The sequence below is a fragment of the Streptomyces lienomycini genome (assembly GCF_027947595.1).
GTDB classification, from domain to species: domain Bacteria; phylum Actinomycetota; class Actinomycetes; order Streptomycetales; family Streptomycetaceae; genus Streptomyces; species Streptomyces lienomycini.
Genome location: NZ_CP116257.1, coordinates 5,326,529 through 5,342,618, shown reverse-complemented (window position 1 = coordinate 5,342,618; position 16,090 = coordinate 5,326,529). Strand labels below are relative to the sequence as shown.

Annotated in this window: 11 protein-coding genes and 1 pseudogene; 9 read left to right on the top strand and 3 right to left on the bottom strand. The window is 71.2% G+C overall.

The window, feature by feature from the left end; translation table 11 throughout:
- Nucleotides 1–9 precede the first annotated feature (9 nt).
- Nucleotides 10–2,553: a GTP pyrophosphokinase gene (gene relA / locus BJ961_RS24265; RefSeq protein WP_271414917.1), complete on the top strand. Its 2,544-nt coding sequence runs from the start codon at nucleotides 10–12 to the stop codon at nucleotides 2,551–2,553.
- An 81-nt stretch (nucleotides 2,554–2,634) separates the two neighbouring features.
- On the opposite strand, the gene BJ961_RS24260 is transcribed toward relA, so the two are convergent.
- Both BJ961_RS24260 and BJ961_RS24255 read right to left on the bottom strand, forming a co-directional pair.
- Nucleotides 2,635–3,864: a DUF349 domain-containing protein gene (locus tag BJ961_RS24260; RefSeq protein WP_271414916.1), complete on the bottom strand. Its 1,230-nt coding sequence runs from the start codon at nucleotides 3,862–3,864 to the stop codon at nucleotides 2,635–2,637.
- Between the two features lie 135 nt (nucleotides 3,865–3,999).
- Entirely contained in the window at nucleotides 4,000–4,833 is an 834-nt protein-coding gene (locus BJ961_RS24255; RefSeq protein ID WP_271414915.1) for a peptidylprolyl isomerase, read from the bottom strand.
- Between the two features lie 183 nt (nucleotides 4,834–5,016).
- Here BJ961_RS24255 and BJ961_RS24250 point away from each other — a divergent pair, with 183 nt between their 5' ends.
- The 5 genes from BJ961_RS24250 (at nucleotide 5,017) to rpsD (ending at nucleotide 10,171) form a co-directional block, all read left to right on the top strand.
- Nucleotides 5,017–5,733 carry an MBL fold metallo-hydrolase gene (locus tag BJ961_RS24250; RefSeq protein ID WP_271414914.1) on the top strand — a complete coding sequence of 239 codons (717 nt, stop codon included), beginning with the start codon at nucleotides 5,017–5,019 and terminating at the stop codon, nucleotides 5,731–5,733.
- Between the two features lie 11 nt (nucleotides 5,734–5,744).
- Nucleotides 5,745–7,007: a histidine--tRNA ligase gene (hisS, locus tag BJ961_RS24245; protein WP_271414913.1), complete on the top strand. Its 1,263-nt coding sequence runs from the start codon at nucleotides 5,745–5,747 to the stop codon at nucleotides 7,005–7,007.
- Between the two features lie 194 nt (nucleotides 7,008–7,201).
- Entirely contained in the window at nucleotides 7,202–7,864 is a 663-nt protein-coding gene (locus tag BJ961_RS24240; protein WP_271414912.1) for a vitamin K epoxide reductase family protein, read from the top strand.
- Nucleotides 7,865–7,906: 42 nt separating this feature from the next.
- Nucleotides 7,907–9,262, top strand: a complete 1,356-nt coding sequence (locus tag BJ961_RS24235; protein WP_271414911.1) for a replication-associated recombination protein A — start codon at nucleotides 7,907–7,909, stop codon at nucleotides 9,260–9,262.
- 294 nt (nucleotides 9,263–9,556) lie between these two features.
- Nucleotides 9,557–10,171 carry a 30S ribosomal protein S4 gene (rpsD, locus tag BJ961_RS24230; protein ID WP_031035730.1) on the top strand — a complete coding sequence of 205 codons (615 nt, stop codon included), beginning with the start codon at nucleotides 9,557–9,559 and terminating at the stop codon, nucleotides 10,169–10,171.
- Nucleotides 10,172–10,204: 33 nt separating this feature from the next.
- Here the strand turns inward: rpsD and BJ961_RS24225 are convergent.
- Nucleotides 10,205–12,393, bottom strand: a pseudogene (locus tag BJ961_RS24225) (ATP-binding protein).
- 180 nt (nucleotides 12,394–12,573) lie between these two features.
- On the opposite strand from BJ961_RS24225, the gene BJ961_RS24220 reads away from it, so the two are divergent.
- Genes BJ961_RS24220 through alaS form a run of 3 tightly spaced genes read left to right on the top strand, consistent with a single transcriptional unit; the run spans nucleotide 12,574 to nucleotide 16,062 of the window.
- Entirely contained in the window at nucleotides 12,574–13,026 is a 453-nt protein-coding gene (locus tag BJ961_RS24220) for a DUF948 domain-containing protein (protein WP_271414910.1), read from the top strand.
- 7 nt (nucleotides 13,027–13,033) lie between these two features.
- Nucleotides 13,034–13,390, top strand: a complete 357-nt coding sequence (locus BJ961_RS24215) for a hypothetical protein (RefSeq protein ID WP_271414909.1) — start codon at nucleotides 13,034–13,036, stop codon at nucleotides 13,388–13,390.
- Nucleotides 13,390–16,062: an alanine--tRNA ligase gene (gene alaS, locus BJ961_RS24210; protein WP_271414908.1), complete on the top strand. Its 2,673-nt coding sequence runs from the start codon at nucleotides 13,390–13,392 to the stop codon at nucleotides 16,060–16,062. The genes BJ961_RS24215 and alaS overlap by 1 nt, the downstream gene beginning before the upstream one ends.
- Nucleotides 16,063–16,090 lie beyond the last annotated feature (28 nt).

Below are 16,090 nucleotides of genomic sequence, written 5' to 3'. Positions count from 1 at the left end.
GGAGTCCTCTTGCCAGACGAGGCCCAGCCACTGACCGCCGCAAAGCCCGAGTCCGCCTCGGCGTCCGAGGCGAAGCCCGCGCCCAGCGCGCCCCAGGCGAAGAACGACACGCGTGGGCCGATCCAGCACGCCCCGTCCGCGCCGGTCGACAAGCCCGCCGAGCAGCAGCCGCGCCCCAAGGCGCTGCCCGCCGAGCGCCCGCAGAACTCGCCCGTGGTCCGCGCCCCCGCCGGGCAACCCGCCCGCTCCGGCTCCTCCAACCGCGTCCGCGCCCGCCTCGCCCGCCTCGGCGTCCAGCGCGCCAACCCGTACAACCCGGTCCTGGAGCCGCTGCTGCGCATAGTGCGCGGCAACGACCCCAAGATCGAGACGGCGACCCTGCGCCAGATCGAGCGCGCCTACCAGGTCGCCGAACGCTGGCACCGCGGCCAGAAGCGCAAGAGCGGCGACCCCTACATCACGCACCCGCTCGCCGTCACCACCATCCTCGCCGAGCTGGGCATGGATCCGGCCACGCTGATGGCCGGGCTGCTGCACGACACCGTCGAGGACACCGAGTACGGCCTGGAGGACCTGCGCCGCGACTTCGGCGACGTCGTCACCCTCCTCGTCGACGGCGTCACCAAGCTGGACAAGGTCAAGTTCGGCGAGGCCGCGCAGGCCGAGACCGTGCGCAAGATGGTCGTCGCCATGGCCAAGGACCCGCGCGTCCTGGTCATCAAGCTCGCCGACCGCCTGCACAACATGCGCACCATGCGCTACCTCAAGCGCGAGAAGCAGGAGAAGAAGGCGCGCGAGACCCTGGAGATCTACGCGCCGCTCGCCCACCGGCTGGGCATGAACACCATCAAGTGGGAGCTGGAGGACCTCGCCTTCGCGATCCTCTACCCCAAGATGTACGACGAGATCGTCCGCCTGGTCGCCGAGCGCGCCCCCAAGCGCGACGAGTACCTCGCCGTCGTCACCGACGAGGTCCAGCAGGACCTGCGCGCGGCCCGCATCAAGGCGACCGTCACCGGCCGCCCCAAGCACTACTACAGCGTCTACCAGAAGATGATCGTCCGCGGCCGGGACTTCGCGGAGATCTACGACCTGGTGGGCATCCGCGTCCTGGTGGACACCGTCCGCGACTGCTACGCGGCGCTCGGCACGGTCCACGCGCGCTGGAACCCGGTTCCGGGGCGGTTCAAGGACTACATCGCGATGCCCAAGTTCAACATGTACCAGTCGCTGCACACGACGGTCATCGGCCCCGGCGGCAAGCCCGTCGAGCTGCAGATCCGCACCTTCGACATGCACCGCCGCGCGGAGTACGGCATCGCCGCGCACTGGAAGTACAAGCAGGAGGCCGTCGCGGGCGCCTCCAAGGTGCGCACCGACGCCCCCAGGTCGTCCGGCAAGAGCAAGGACGACCACCTCAACGACATGGCGTGGCTGCGCCAGCTCCTGGACTGGCAGAAGGAGACCGAGGACCCGGGCGAGTTCCTGGAGTCCCTGCGCTTCGACCTCTCCCGCAACGAGGTCTTCGTCTTCACCCCCAAGGGCGACGTCATAGCGCTGCCGGCCGGGGCCACCCCCGTGGACTTCGCCTACGCCGTCCACACCGAGGTCGGCCACCGCACCATAGGGGCACGGGTCAACGGGCGGCTGGTGCCGCTGGAGTCCACCCTGGACAACGGCGACCTCGTGGAGGTCTTCACCTCCAAGGCGGCCGGCGCGGGCCCCTCCCGCGACTGGCTGGGCTTCGTGAAGTCGCCCCGCGCCCGCAACAAGATCCGCGCCTGGTTCTCCAAGGAGCGCCGCGACGAGGCGATCGAGCAGGGCAAGGACGCCATCGTCCGCGCGATGCGCAAGCAGAACCTGCCGATCCAGCGCATCCTGACCGGCGACTCGCTGGTCACGCTCGCGCACGAGATGCGCTACTCGGACATCTCCGCGCTGTACGCGGCGATCGGCGAGGGCCACGTCTCCGCGCCGAACATCGTGCAGAAGCTGGTCCAGGCGCTCGGCGGCGAGGAGGCGGCCACCGAGGAGATCGACGAGTCGGTCCCGCCGTCCCGCGGCCGCGGCCGCAAGCGCCGGGCGAACGCCGACCCGGGCGTGGTGGTCAAGGGCGTCGAGGACGTGTGGGTCAAGCTGGCCCGCTGCTGCACGCCCGTCCCCGGCGACCCGATCATCGGCTTCGTCACCCGCGGCAGCGGCGTCTCCGTCCACCGCAGCGACTGTGTGAACGTCGACTCGCTCTCCCGCGAGCCCGAGCGCATCCTCGAGGTCGAGTGGGCACCCACCCAGTCCTCGGTCTTCCTGGTCGCCATCCAGGTGGAGGCGCTGGACCGCTCACGGCTCCTCTCGGACGTCACCCGCGTGCTGTCCGACCAGCACGTCAACATCCTCTCGGCGGCCGTCCAGACCTCCCGCGACCGGGTCGCCACCTCCCGCTTCACCTTCGAGATGGGCGACCCGAAGCACCTGGGGCACGTTCTGAAGGCCGTACGCGGCGTGGAGGGCGTCTACGACGTGTACCGGGTGACCTCGGCGCGCAGGCCGTCGTAGCGGGCCGCACAGGCGCACACACGAGAGGGGCTCCCGTACGCGATGTACGGGAGCCCCTCTCCTGTGCGCGGTCCGCGACCGTCAGCCGCCGAACTCGTGCAGCCCCTTGAGCGCCTGGTCGAGCAGCGCCTGCCGGCCCTCCAGCTCACGGGCGAGCTTGTCGGCCTTGGCGTTGTTGCCCTGGGCGCGAGACTGCTCGATCTGGGAACGCAGCTTGTCCACGGCGGCCTGGAGCTGACCGGTCAGACCCTCGGCACGCGCGCGTGCCTCCGGGTTGGTGCGGCGCCACTCGGTCTCCTCTGCCTCCTGGAGCGCCCGCTCGACCGCGTGCATCCGCCCCTCGACCTTCGGCCGGGCGTCGCGCGGAACGTGGCCGATGGCCTCCCAGCGCTCGTTGACCGAGCGGAACGCGGCGCGGGCGGCCTTCAGGTCGGTGACCGGGAGGAGCTTCTCGGCCTCCCCGGCCAGCTCCTCCTTGAGCTTCAGGTTCTCCGTCTGCTCGGCGTCCCGCTCGGCGAAGACCGAGCTGCGGGCGGCGAAGAACACGTCCTGGGCGCCGCGGAAGCGGTTCCACAGGTCGTCCTCGTGCTCGCGCTGGGCACGGCCCGCGGCCTTCCACTCGGACATCAGGTCGCGGTAGCGCGCGGCCGTCGGCCCCCAGTCCGTCGAGTTCGACAGCGCCTCGGCCTCGGAGACCAGCCGCTCCTTGGTCCGCCGGGCCTCCTCGCGCTGGGCGTCGAGCTGCGCGAAGTGCTGCTTGCGGCGCTTGGAGAACGCCGAGCGCGCGTGCGAGAAGCGGTGCCACAGCTCGTCGTCGGACTTGCGGTCCAGGCGCGGCAGGCCCTTCCAGGTGTCGACCAGGGACCGCAGCCGCTCGCCGGCCGCCCGCCACTGGTCGGAACGGGCCAGCTCCTCGGCCTCCGCGACCAGGGCCTCCTTGGCGCCCCGCGCCTCGTCGGACTGCTTGGCCCGCTGGGCCTTGCGCTCCTCGCGCCGGGTCTCCACGAGCGCCACCAGCTTGTCCAGCCGGGCCCGCAGGGCGTCCAGGTCGCCGACCGCGTGGTGCGCGTCCACCTGCTCGCGCAGGTGGTCGACGGCGGCCTGGGCGTCCTTGGCCGACAGGTCGGTGGTCTTCACCCGCTTCTCGAGGAGGCCGATCTCCACAACCAGGCCTTCGTACTTGCGCTCGAAGTAGGCCAGGGCCTCCTCGGGGGAGCCCGCCTGCCAGGAGCCGACGACCTGCTCGCCGTCGGCCGTACGCACGTACACGGTCCCCGTCTCGTCGACGCGGCCCCACGGGTCGCTGCTCACAGCGCCTCCTCCACATGATGCCTGCGGAGGGCTTCGCTACCCCCGGGCATCGTCCACAGTTTCGTCACGGCCAACATAGGCGACCGGCGGGCGGCCTGTCCGCATCCCGCACGACCGAACTTTCGCTGATGAGGGTCAGGATTTGGTGACCGTGGCCTTGTTGATCACGACCGTCGCGTTGGGTGCGGTGTTGCCGGTCGTGGGGTCCGCGGGCTGGGCCCCCGCGGCGGCGAGCTTCTTCAGCACCGTCATGCCCTCGTCCGAGACGGTGCCGAACGGGGTGTAGCTGGGCGGCAGCTGGCTGTCCTGGTACACGAGGAAGAACTGGCTGCCGCCGGAGTCGGGCTGCCCGGTGTTCGCCATCGCGACCGTGCCCGCCGGGTACACGTTGTCCTTGAGGCTCTTGTCCTTGAGGTTCTCGTCCGGGATGGTGTAGCCGGGCCCGCCGTTGCCCTGGGCCGTGGGGTCGCCGCACTGGAGCACGTAGATGCCCTCGGTGGTCAGCCGGTGGCACTTGGTGTGGTCGAAGAAGCCCTTGCCGGCCAGGAAGTCGAACGAGTTGACGGTGTGCGGCGCCGCCGACGCCTTCAGCGCGATGTCTATGTCGCCGCAGGTCGTCGCCAGCTTCATCGTGTACTTCGCCGACTTGTCGACGGTCAGCGCGGGTTCCTTCTTCCAGGTCTGCGTCTTGACCTTGCCGTCGGCCGGCTTGTCGCACGGGTCCGGAGCCTTGCTCGGAGCCGAGGCGCTCGGCGTGACGTCCGCGCTCGCGTTCGTCTTGTCGTCGTCGTCCCCCAGGACCACGCCGGTCGTGTACAGCGCGACACTGCCGATCACGATCACGCCGAGCACCGACGCGATCGCGGCGTTGCGCATGCGTGCCTTGCGCCGTGCCGAGGTGCGTCGCTGCTGCTGCCGCAAGAACTTCTCCCGGGCGAGCTGACGCCGCCGCTGCTCCTGGGTGACCACCGGGTTCTCTCCTCATGCGTCTTCGTGTGCCGACCGGTACGCGTGGGTGCGATGAGCCGACCGTGGGCGTGTAGCCCCGTACCGTATATGGGTTCGCTGAGGAATCGGCACCGCCGGTAGGCTCTGACCATGGGCGCGGCCCGTTCGCAAGCCCACCCGTACCGACACAAACGAAGGACGATCGTGCTCATTGCCGGGTTCCCCGCCGGTGCCTGGGGGACGAACTGCTATCTCGTCGCCCCCGCCGCCGGTGAGGAGTGCGTGATCATCGACCCGGGCCACCAGGCGGCCCCCGGAGTCGAGGAAGCGATCCGCAAGCATCGGCTCAAGCCCGTCGCCGTCGTCCTCACCCACGGCCACATCGACCACGTCGCCTCGGTCGTCCCGGTCTGCGGCGCGCACGACGTGCCGGCCTGGATCCACCCCGACGACCGGTACATGATGAGCGACCCCGAGAAGGGCATCGGCCGCAGCGTCGGCATGCCGCTCATGGGCGAGCTGACCGTGGGGGAGCCGGACGACGTCAGGGAGCTGGCCGACGGCGCGAAGCTGGCGCTGGCGGACCTGGAACTGACGGTCGCGCACGCCCCCGGCCATACCAAGGGGTCGGTGACCTTCGGCCTGCCCGAGGCGGCGGACATCCCGCCGGTCATGTTCTCGGGCGACCTGCTGTTCGCCGGCTCCATCGGACGCACCGACCTGCCGGGCGGCTCCATGGACGACCTGCTCGAGTCCCTGGCGCGCGTGTGCCTGCCGCTCGACGACGCGACCGTGGTGCTGTCCGGCCACGGCCCCCAGACCACCATCGGCCAGGAACGGGCCACCAACCCGTACGTGCGGCAAGTGGCCGCAGGCCGCCAAGGGAACAGCGCTCCCGACGCGCCCCGACGAGGAATGTGACGAGACCTTCCGTGAGCACCTTCAAGGCCCCCAAGGGCACGTACGACCTGCTGCCGCCCGACTCCGCCAAGTTCCTGGCGGTCCGCGAGGCGATCGCCGCCCCGCTGCGCAACTCCGGCTACGGCTACATCGAGACGCCCGGTTTCGAGAACGTCGAGCTGTTCGCGCGCGGCGTCGGCGAGTCCACCGACATCGTGACCAAGGAGATGTACGTCTTCGAGACCAAGGGCGGCGACCGGCTCGCCCTGCGCCCGGAGACCACCGCACCCGTGCTGCGCGCGGTCCTGGAGGCCAACCTGCACAAGGCGGGCAACCTGCCGGTGAAGGTCTGGTACTCGGGCTCGCAGTACCGCTACGAGCGCCCCCAGAAGGGCCGTTACCGCCACTTCTCCCAGGTCGGCGCCGAGGCGATCGGTGCCGAGGACCCGGCCCTGGACGCCGAACTGATCATCCTGGCCGACCAGTCGTACCGCGCCCTCGGCCTGCGGAACTTCCGCATCCTGCTCAACTCCCTGGGCGACCAGGAGTGCCGCCCCGTCTACCGGGCCGCGCTCCAGGACTTCCTGCGCGGTCTCGACCTGGACGAGGACACCCTGCGCCGCGCCGAGATCAACCCGCTGCGGGTCCTGGACGACAAGCGCCCCGACGTCCAGAAGCAGCTCACCGACGCCCCGCTGCTGCGCGACTACCTGTGCGACGCCTGCAAGGCGTACCACGAGGAGGTGCGCGAGCTGATCACGGCGGCGGGCGTGGTCTTCGAGGACGACCCGAAGCTGGTGCGCGGCCTGGACTACTACACGCGCACGACGTTCGAGTTCGTCCACGACGGCCTCGGCTCCCAGTCCGCGGTGGGCGGCGGCGGCCGCTACGACGGCCTGTCCGAGATGATCGGCGGCCCCTCCCTGCCGTCGGTCGGCTGGGCCCTCGGCGTCGACCGCACCGTCCTCGCCCTGGAGGCGGAGGGCATCGAACCGGACATCCCGTCGGCCACCTCCGTCTTCGCGGTCCCGCTCGGCGAGGAGGCCCGCCGGATCCTGTTCGCCAAGGTCACCGAGTTGCGCAAGAACGGCGTCGCCGCCGACTTCTCCTACGGCGGCAAGGGGCTCAAGGCCGCGATGAAGGCCGCCAACCGCTCGGGCGCCCGCTACACCCTGGTCCTGGGCGAGCGCGACCTCGCCGAGGGCGTCGTCCAGCTCAAGGACATGGAGTCCGGCGAGCAGACCGCGATCGGCGTCAACGAGATCGTGGCCGAACTCGAGTCGAGGCTCGGCTAGCCCGGCGACACCCCTGCGGGGCACGCGTGTTCGCGCGCGCGTGCCCACGGGGAACGGGTGTTGGCCGGAACGCGCCGCTCCGGAGTGATCGCCGACCCTTTCATAGGCTCATCGAACGGTGCCCCTACAGGCTGGTGCGGCACAATGGCCCCTGCCCGAAGCAGGTCCCACTCTCCAGTGACGGAATCGGCGTGATGAGCAAGACGACAGTGAAGGACGCCTCCACCGTGGCAGAGTCCGCGCCGGACCCCACCACCCGAGCCACACGCACCGAGGGCGGCAGCCGCGCCCTCGCGCTGCTGCTGGTGATCACGGGCGCGGCCGGCCTGCTCGCCGCCTGGGTCATCACGATCGACAAGCAGAAGATCCTCGAGGCCAAGGTCGCCGGCACCACGTTCACGCCCGGCTGCAGCCTCAACCCGGTCGTCTCCTGCGGCAACATCATGGAGAGCGACCAGGCCTCCGTCTTCGGCTTCCCCAACCCGATGCTCGGCCTCGTCGCCTACGGCATCGTCATCTGCGTCGGCATGAGCCTGCTCGCCCGCGCCACCTACCCGCGCTGGTACTGGCTCACCTTCAACGCCGGCTGCCTCTTCGGTGTCGCGTTCGTCTCCTGGCTGCAGTTCCAGTCCCTGTACCGGATCAACTCGCTGTGCCTGTGGTGCTGCCTGGCCTGGGTCGCCACCATCCTGATGTTCTGGTACGTGACGTCCTTCAACGTCCGCAAGGGCTTCCTGCCCGCGCCGAACTGGCTGCGCGGGTTCTTCGGCGAGTTCACCTGGGTCCTGCCGGTGCTCCACGTCGGCATCATCGGCATGATGATCCTCACCCGCTGGTGGGACTTCTGGACCAGCTGACGGGCGGCCCGGTTGTCAGTGCGGTCATTTAGGGTTCAGAGCGTGGAGCCCGACCTGTTCACCGCCGCAGCCGAAGAACGCCAGGAGAAGGACCCGACCGGCAGCCCCCTCGCCGTGCGGATGCGCCCGCGCACCCTCGACGAGGTCGTCGGTCAGCAGCACCTGCTCAAGCCCGGATCCCCCCTGCGCCGTCTGGTGGGCGAGGGAGGCTCCGGCCCCGCCGGCCCCTCCTCGGTCATCCTCTGGGGCCCGCCGGGCACCGGCAAGACCACCCTGGCGTACGTCGTCTCCAAGGCCACCAACAAGCGGTTCGTGGAGCTGTCGGCGATCACCGCGGGCGTCAAGGAGGTCCGCGCGGTCATCGACGGCGCCCGCCGCGCGGTCGGCGGATACGGCAAGGAGACCGTCCTCTTCCTCGACGAGATCCACCGCTTCAGCAAGGCCCAGCAGGACTCCCTCCTCCCGGCCGTCGAGAACCGCTGGGTCACCCTGATCGCCGCCACCACCGAGAACCCGTACTTCTCGGTGATCTCCCCACTGCTCTCCCGCTCCCTCCTGCTCACCCTCGAACCCCTCACCGACGACGATCTCCGGAACCTGCTGCGCCGCGCCCTGACCGACGAGCGCGGCCTGGGGGGAGCCCTCGCCCTGCCCGAGGACACCGAGGAGCACCTCCTGCGCATCGCGGGCGGCGACGCCCGCCGCGCCCTGACCGCCCTGGAGGCCGCCGCCGGGGCCGCGCTGGACAAGGGCGAGCCGGAGATCGCCCTGAGCACGCTGGAGGAGACGGTCGACCGGGCCGCCGTGAAGTACGACCGCGACGGCGACCAGCACTACGACGTCGCCAGCGCCCTGATCAAGTCCATCCGCGGCTCCGACGTGGACGCCGCCCTGCACTACCTGGCCCGGATGGTCGAGGCCGGCGAGGACCCCCGCTTCATCGCCCGGCGCCTGATGATCTCCGCCAGCGAGGACATCGGCCTCGCCGACCCCAACGCGCTGCAGATCGCCGTGGCGGCCGCCCAGGCCGTCGCCATGATCGGCTTCCCCGAGGCCGCCCTCACCCTCAGCCACGCCACCATCGCCCTGGCCCTCGCCCCCAAGTCCAACGCCGCGACCACCGCCATCGGCGCCGCCCTGGAGGACGTGCGCAAGGGCCACGCCGGACCGGTCCCCGCGCACCTGCGCGACAGCCACTACAAGGGCGCGGGCAAGCTGGGGCACGGGCAGGGCTACGTGTACCCGCACGACCTGCCGGAGGGCATCGCCGCCCAGCAGTACGCCCCGGACGAGCTGAAGGACCGCACGTACTACGCGCCGACCCGGCACGGAGCCGAGGCGAGATACGCGGACGCGGTGGAGTGGACCCGCGGGCACCTCGGTCGCAAGCGGTCCTGAGCAGCCTGTAGAATGACCCGCAGTGCCGTGCCCCGTGCAGTCAGAACGGGGCGATCGGCCGGAACCCCCAGCGGGTTCCAGGAGCGTCGCGCACCGTCGATGGTGTCGCGGGCAGCCCACCACCACCCGGAGTTCCGGAAGCGGTCGGTGGGCCACTCGCGTGCTGCACGTATGTGCCCAGACCAGGGGAGCGGCTGCCCGACAGGTCCCGAGCGGACCCGGCGGGTTTCCCCGGCTGCGGATGCGACCTCCCTCAACCCTGACAAGCCGGAAACCAGGAAAGAGACACAGACAGTGGCGAACCAGCCCCGTCCCAAGGTCAAGAAGTCGCGTGCCCTCGGCATCGCGCTGACCCCGAAGGCCGTCAAGTACTTCGAGGCCCGCCCCTACCCGCCGGGCGAGCACGGCCGCGGCCGCAAGCAGAACTCGGACTACAAGGTCCGTCTGCTCGAGAAGCAGCGTCTGCGCGCGCAGTACGACCTCAGCGAGCGCCAGCTCGTCCGCGCCTACGAGCGTGCCTCCAAGACCAACATGAAGACCGGCGAGGCCCTGGTCATCGAGCTCGAGCGCCGTCTCGACGCGCTGGTCCTGCGTTCGGGCATCGCCCGCACGATCTACCAGGCCCGCCAGATGGTCGTCCACGGCCACATCCAGGTCAACGGCCAGAAGGTCGACAAGCCGTCCTTCCGCGTCCGCCCGGACGACGTCGTGCAGGTGCGCGACCGCTCCAAGGAGAAGACGCTCTTCACCATCGCCCGCGAGGGTGGCTTCGCCCCCGACGGCGAGACCCCGCGCTACCTCCAGGTGAACCTCAAGGCCCTGGCGTTCCGCCTGGACCGCGAGCCGAACCGCAAGGAGATCCCGGTGATCTGCGACGAGCAGCTCGTCGTCGAGTACTACGCCCGCTGATCCCAGCCCCGGCGCAGTACCACCAGCGGTACCTCAGCCCGCCGTCTCCCCGCCCTTCCGGGTGGGCGAGGCGGCGGGCTTCGCCGTCCCGGCGCCCGCCGCGGCCCGCCGGCCGGCCGCCGGGCGCGGCGCCGGCAGCGAGGCCGGCACCCCGGCCGGCGCAGCGCCCGCGCCACCGCCTCCCGCCGCCCGAGCCGCGCCCCGTGCCGCACGCACTCCTCGTACCGCTCGTCGCCCAGTTGCTCCCGCGCCGCCGCCTCGCACAGCTCGTGCGGCGCGTTGTAGTGCGCCGAGCCGAACAGCGGCAGACCCACCGACGGCCACATCCGCCCCGCCGCGCCCTGCAGCACCGCGGCCTCCGTGGCGTCGCCCTCCGCCACCGTGACCAGGGCGAGCAGCTCCACCGCCAGCACCGAGCCCAGCTGGTCGCGGAAGCGGTGCGCACCGCCCAGGCAGTCGGCCAGCAGCTCGCGGGCGCGCACCGGATCCCCCTCGCTCCAGGCCGCGTACGCCAGCACGTACAGGGCGTACCCCCGGGCCCAGCGCTCGCCGTGGTCCACGCACACCTGGCGCACGTCCTCGCACAGGCGCACCGCGTCCGGCAGATCGCCCTGGAACGCCCGGGCCATCGCCAACTCCACCTGGCCCATCAGCACGTTGCTGTTGAGTTCGCCGATCTCCCGGTAGCGGTGCAGCGCGGAACGCAGCAACGCCTCCGCGCGCGGCAGGTCGTCCGTCACCAGCGCCAGGCAGCCGGTGCGGTGCTCCGCGTACGCCACCGCCGTCGGGTTCGCCGACCGCTCCGCCTCCCGGCGGCACTCCTGCAGCGCCGCCAGCGCGGGCACCGTGTCGCCCTGGAGGATCGCCACGTGCGCGAGCACCCACAGCGCCTTCAGCCGGGACTGCTCGCCCGCCGTCGGCTCCGCCTCCAGCCGCACCGCCTGCTCCAGCCAGTGCCGCCCCTCCGACAGCCGCCCGCAGCCGACCCAGTGGAACCAGAGGGCACCCGCCAGGTACTGGCCCAGATGCACCCCGTCCGGTTCGCTCAGGCAGTGCTCCAGCGCGCCGCGCAGATTCGGCAGCTCCGCGTCGACCCGCGCCGCGACCTCGCTCTGCCGGGGCGAGAACCACTCCAGCTCGCACCAGGTCGCCAACCCCACGTACCAGTCCCGGTGCCGCCGCCGCAGCCGGGGCGCGTCCCCCGTCGCCTCCAGCCAGTCGGTGCCGTACGCCCGCACCGTGTCGAGCATCCGGAAGCGCACCCCCACCGGGGACTCCTCGCGGGTCAGCACCGACTGGGCGAGCAGCGCGGAGAGCACGTCGAGCACGTCCTCGGCCGGCAGCCCGTCGCCGCTGCACACGTACTCGGCGGCCTCCAGGTCGAACGGCCCGGCGAACACCGACAGGCGTGCCCACAGCAGCCGCTCCGGCGGCGTGCACAGCTCGTGGCTCCAGCCGATCGCCGTGCGCAGCGTCCGGTGCCGGGGCAGCGCGGTGCGGTCCCCGCCCGTCAGCAGCCGGAACCGGTCGTCCAGCCGCCGCAGCACCTGCCCCGGGGACAGCGCGCCCAGGCGCCCCGCGGCCAGCTCGATCGCCAGCGGGATCCCGTCCAGGCGCCGGCACAGCTCCCGCACCTCCCGGTGGTCCGCGTCCGGATCGGCGTCGTAGCCGCACGTGACATGGAGCTGACCGGCCCGGACCGTGAGCAGCTCCACCGCCTCCTCCGGCCCCAGCGGCGCCAGCGGGATCAGCCGCTCCCCGGCCACGCCCAGCGGCCTGCGACCCACCGCCAGCACCCGGAGCCCGGGGGCGCGGCCCAGCAGGTCGGTCACCAGCGCGGCACAGGCGTCCACCAGGTGCTCGAACCCGTCCAGGACCAGCAGCAGCTCCCGCTCGGCGAGGTGCGCGAACAGCGTCTCGCGCGGCAGCCGGGTGGTGTGGTCGGTCAGGCCCAGCGTCTCCACGACCGCGTAGTCCACGAACTCCTCGTCGCGCACCGGCGCCAGCTCCACCCGCCACACCCCGTCCCGGGGGGTGCGCCGGACGGCCGCCCGTGCCGCGAGGCGCGACTTGCCGACGCCACCGGCCCCGGCGACCGTGACCAGCCGCCCGGAGTCCAACGCCCGGCCCAGCTCCGCGAGCTCCCTCGCTCTGCCCACGAACGTGTCGAGTTCCAGCGGTAGGTTGCCGTGCGGGATGCCGTCGCGCCGATGGTCTCGCATGAAACACGGAGCGTACTGAACCGAATTCACTCCGTACAATCGCTTCCCGCGACTTCACCGCACTCCGCCGCGCGGACGGCGATCGGGTACGGAGCCCCGCGCGCGGCGCGATAGGCTCGCCGCACGACTTTTTCGAAGCTCAGGTACGTCAATTCTCAGGTACGTCGTTTCAGGGAGCGGGTGCACACAGTGTCCGGTGGCGAGGTGGCCGGGATCCTGGTGGCCGTCTTCTGGGCGATCCTGGTCTCCTTCCTCGCCGTCGCACTGGCGAGGCTGGCCCAGACGCTCAGGACGACCACCAAACTCGTGGCGGACGTGACCGACCAGGCGGTGCCGCTGCTGGCCGACGCCTCGTCGGCGGTGCGCTCCGCGCAGACCCAGATCGACCGGGTCGACGCGATCGCCTCCGACGTCCAGGAGGTCACGTCGAACGCCTCCGCGCTCTCCACGACCGTGGCCTCCACCTTCGGCGGCCCCCTGGTCAAGGTCGCGGCGTTCGGGTACGGCGTGCGCCGGGCACTCGGCGGTCGCAAGGAAGACGTGCCCGCCGGCCGGGCCAAGGAGCCGCGGCGTGCCGTGATCGTCGGCCGTACGATCCCGGCCGCGCGGCGGACGAAGCGGAAGAAGGACTGATCCAGCGATGTTCCGCCGTACGTTCTGGTTCGGCACCGGCGTGGCCGCCGGCGTGTGGGCCACCACCAAGGTCAACCGGAAGCTGAAGCAGCTCACCCCCGACAGCCTCGCCGCGACCGCGGCCAACAAGGCGCTGGACGTGGGCACCCGGGTCAGGGACCGCGCGGTGGGCTTCGCGCTCGACGTCCGCGACAACATGGCCCAGCGGGAGGCCGAACTGGACGACGCGCTGGGCCTGGCGGCCCCCGTCGACCAGCCGCTCGCCGCACCCCGGCACCGCGCCGCCATCGAGAACCGCACCAACCCCCAGTACGTCGTCGACGACAGGACGCCGTACTCGTACAACCGGAATGAGGACCACTGATGGAGTCGGCCGAGATTCGTCGCCGCTGGTTGAGCTTCTTCGAGGAGCGCGGTCACACCGTCGTCCCTTCGGCGTCGCTCATCGCGGACGACCCGACTCTGCTCCTCGTCCCGGCCGGCATGGTGCCCTTCAAGCCCTACTTCCTCGGTGAGGTCAAGCCGCCCTTCGACCGCGCCACCAGCGTGCAGAAGTGCGTGCGCACACCGGACATCGAAGAGGTCGGCAAGACCACCCGCCACGGCACGTTCTTCCAGATGTGCGGCAACTTCTCCTTCGGCGACTACTTCAAGGAAGGCGCCATCAAGTACGCCTGGGAGCTGCTCACCAGCCCCCAGGACAAGGGCGGTTACGGCCTCGACCCCGAGCGCCTGTGGATCACCGTGTACAAGGACGACGACGAGGCCGAGCGCATCTGGCACGACGTCGTGGGCGTCCCCTCCGAGCGCATCCAGCGCCTCGGCAAGAAGGACAACTACTGGTCCATGGGCGTCCCCGGACCCTGCGGCCCCTGCTCCGAGATCAACTACGACCGAGGCCCCGAGTTCGGTGCCGAGGGCGGCCCCGCCGTCAACGACGAGCGGTACGTGGAGATCTGGAACCTCGTCTTCATGCAGTACGAGCGGGGCGAGGGCATCGGCAAGGAGGAGTTCGAGATCCTCGGCGAGTTGCCGAGCAAGAACATCGACACCGGCCTCGGCCTGGAACGCCTCGCCATGATTCTGCAGGGCGTGCAGAACATGTACGAGATCGACACCTCCATGGCCGTCATCGACAAGGCCACCGAACTGACCGGCGTGGCCTACGGCGACGCCCAGGCCTCGGACGTGTCCCTGCGCGTGGTCACCGACCACATGCGCACCTCCGTGATGCTCATCGGCGACGGGGTCACCCCCGGCAACGAGGGCCGCGGCTACGTGCTGCGCCGCATCATGCGCCGCGCCATCCGGAACATGCGCCTCCTCGGTGCCACCGGGCCGGTCGTCAAGGACCTGATCGAGGTCGTGATCGGCATGATGGGGCAGCAGTACCCCGAGCTGATCACCGACCGCGAGCGCATCGAGAAGGTCGCCCTCGCCGAGGAGAACGCCTTCCTGAAGACGCTGAAGGCCGGCACCAACATCCTCGACACCGCCGTCACCGACACCAAGGCCTCCGGCGGCACCGTCCTCGCCGGCGACAAGGCGTTCCTGCTCCACGACACCTGGGGCTTCCCCATCGACCTCACCCTGGAGATGGCCGCCGAGCAGGGGCTCTCCGTGGACGAGGACGGCTTCCGGCGCCTGATGAAGGAGCAGCGGGAGCGCGCCAAGGCCGACGCCCAGGCCAAGAAGACCGGTCACGCGGGCGCCGGCGCCTACCGGGAGATCGCCGACAAGGCCGGCGCCACCGACTTCGTCGGCTACACCGACACCGAGACCGAGTCCACGATCGTCGGCATCCTCGTCGACGGCGCCTCCTCCCCGGCCGCCACCGAGGGCGACGAGGTCGAGATCGTCCTGGACCGCACCCCGTTCTACGCCGAGGGCGGCGGCCAGATCGGCGACACCGGCCGGATCCGCGTCGACACCGGCGCCGTGATCGAGGTCCGCGACTGCCAGAAGCCGGTGCCGGGCGTGTACGTCCACAAGGGCGTCGTCCAGGTCGGCGAGGTCACCGTCGGTGCCAAGGCCCAGGCCTTGATCGACGACCGCCGCCGGCACGCCATCGCCCGCGCCCACTCGGCCACCCACCTCACCCACCAGGCCCTGCGCGACGCCCTCGGCCCGACGGCCGCGCAGGCCGGCTCCGAGAACCAGCCCGGCCGCTTCCGCTTCGACTTCGGCTCGCCGTCCGCCGTGCCGACGGCCGTGATGACCGACGTCGAGCAGAAGATCAACGAGGTGCTCGCCCGCGACCTCGACGTCCGCGCCGACGTCATGGGCATCGACGAGGCCAAGAAGCAGGGCGCCATCGCCGAGTTCGGCGAGAAGTACGGCGAGCGCGTGCGCGTCGTCACCATCGGCGACTTCTCCAAGGAGCTGTGCGGCGGCACCCACGTGCACAACACCGCCCAGCTCGGCCTGGTCAAGCTGCTCGGCGAGTCCTCCATCGGCTCCGGTGTGCGCCGCATCGAGGCCCTGGTCGGCGTGGACGCCTACAATTTCCTCGCCCGCGAGCACACGGTCGTCGCCCAGCTCCAGGAGCTGATCAAGGGCCGTCCGGAGGAGCTTCCGGAGAAGGTCTCCGCCATGCTCGGCAAGCTGAAGGACGCCGAGAAGGAGATCGAGAAGTTCCGCGCCGAGAAGGTCCTCCAGGCCGCCGGCGGTCTCGCCGACTCCGCCAAGGACGTGCGCGGTGTCGCCCTGGTGACCGGTCAGGTCCCGGACGGCACCACCGCCGACGACCTGCGCAAGCTGGTCCTCGACGTGCGCGGCCGCATCCAGGGCGGCCGGGCCGCGGTCGTGGCCCTGTTCACCACGGTGAACGGCAAGCCCCTGACGGTCATCGCCACCAACGAGGCCGCCCGCGAGCGCGGTCTCAAGGCCGGTGACCTGGTGCGCACCGCCGCCAAGACCCTCGGCGGCGGCGGTGGCGGCAAGCCCGACGTCGCCCAGGGCGGCGGTCAGAACGCGGCCGCCATCGGTGAGGCCGTCGACGCCGTCGAGCGCCTCGTGGCGGACACCGCCAAGTGAGTACGCCCGAGAACGACCAGGCGGACGG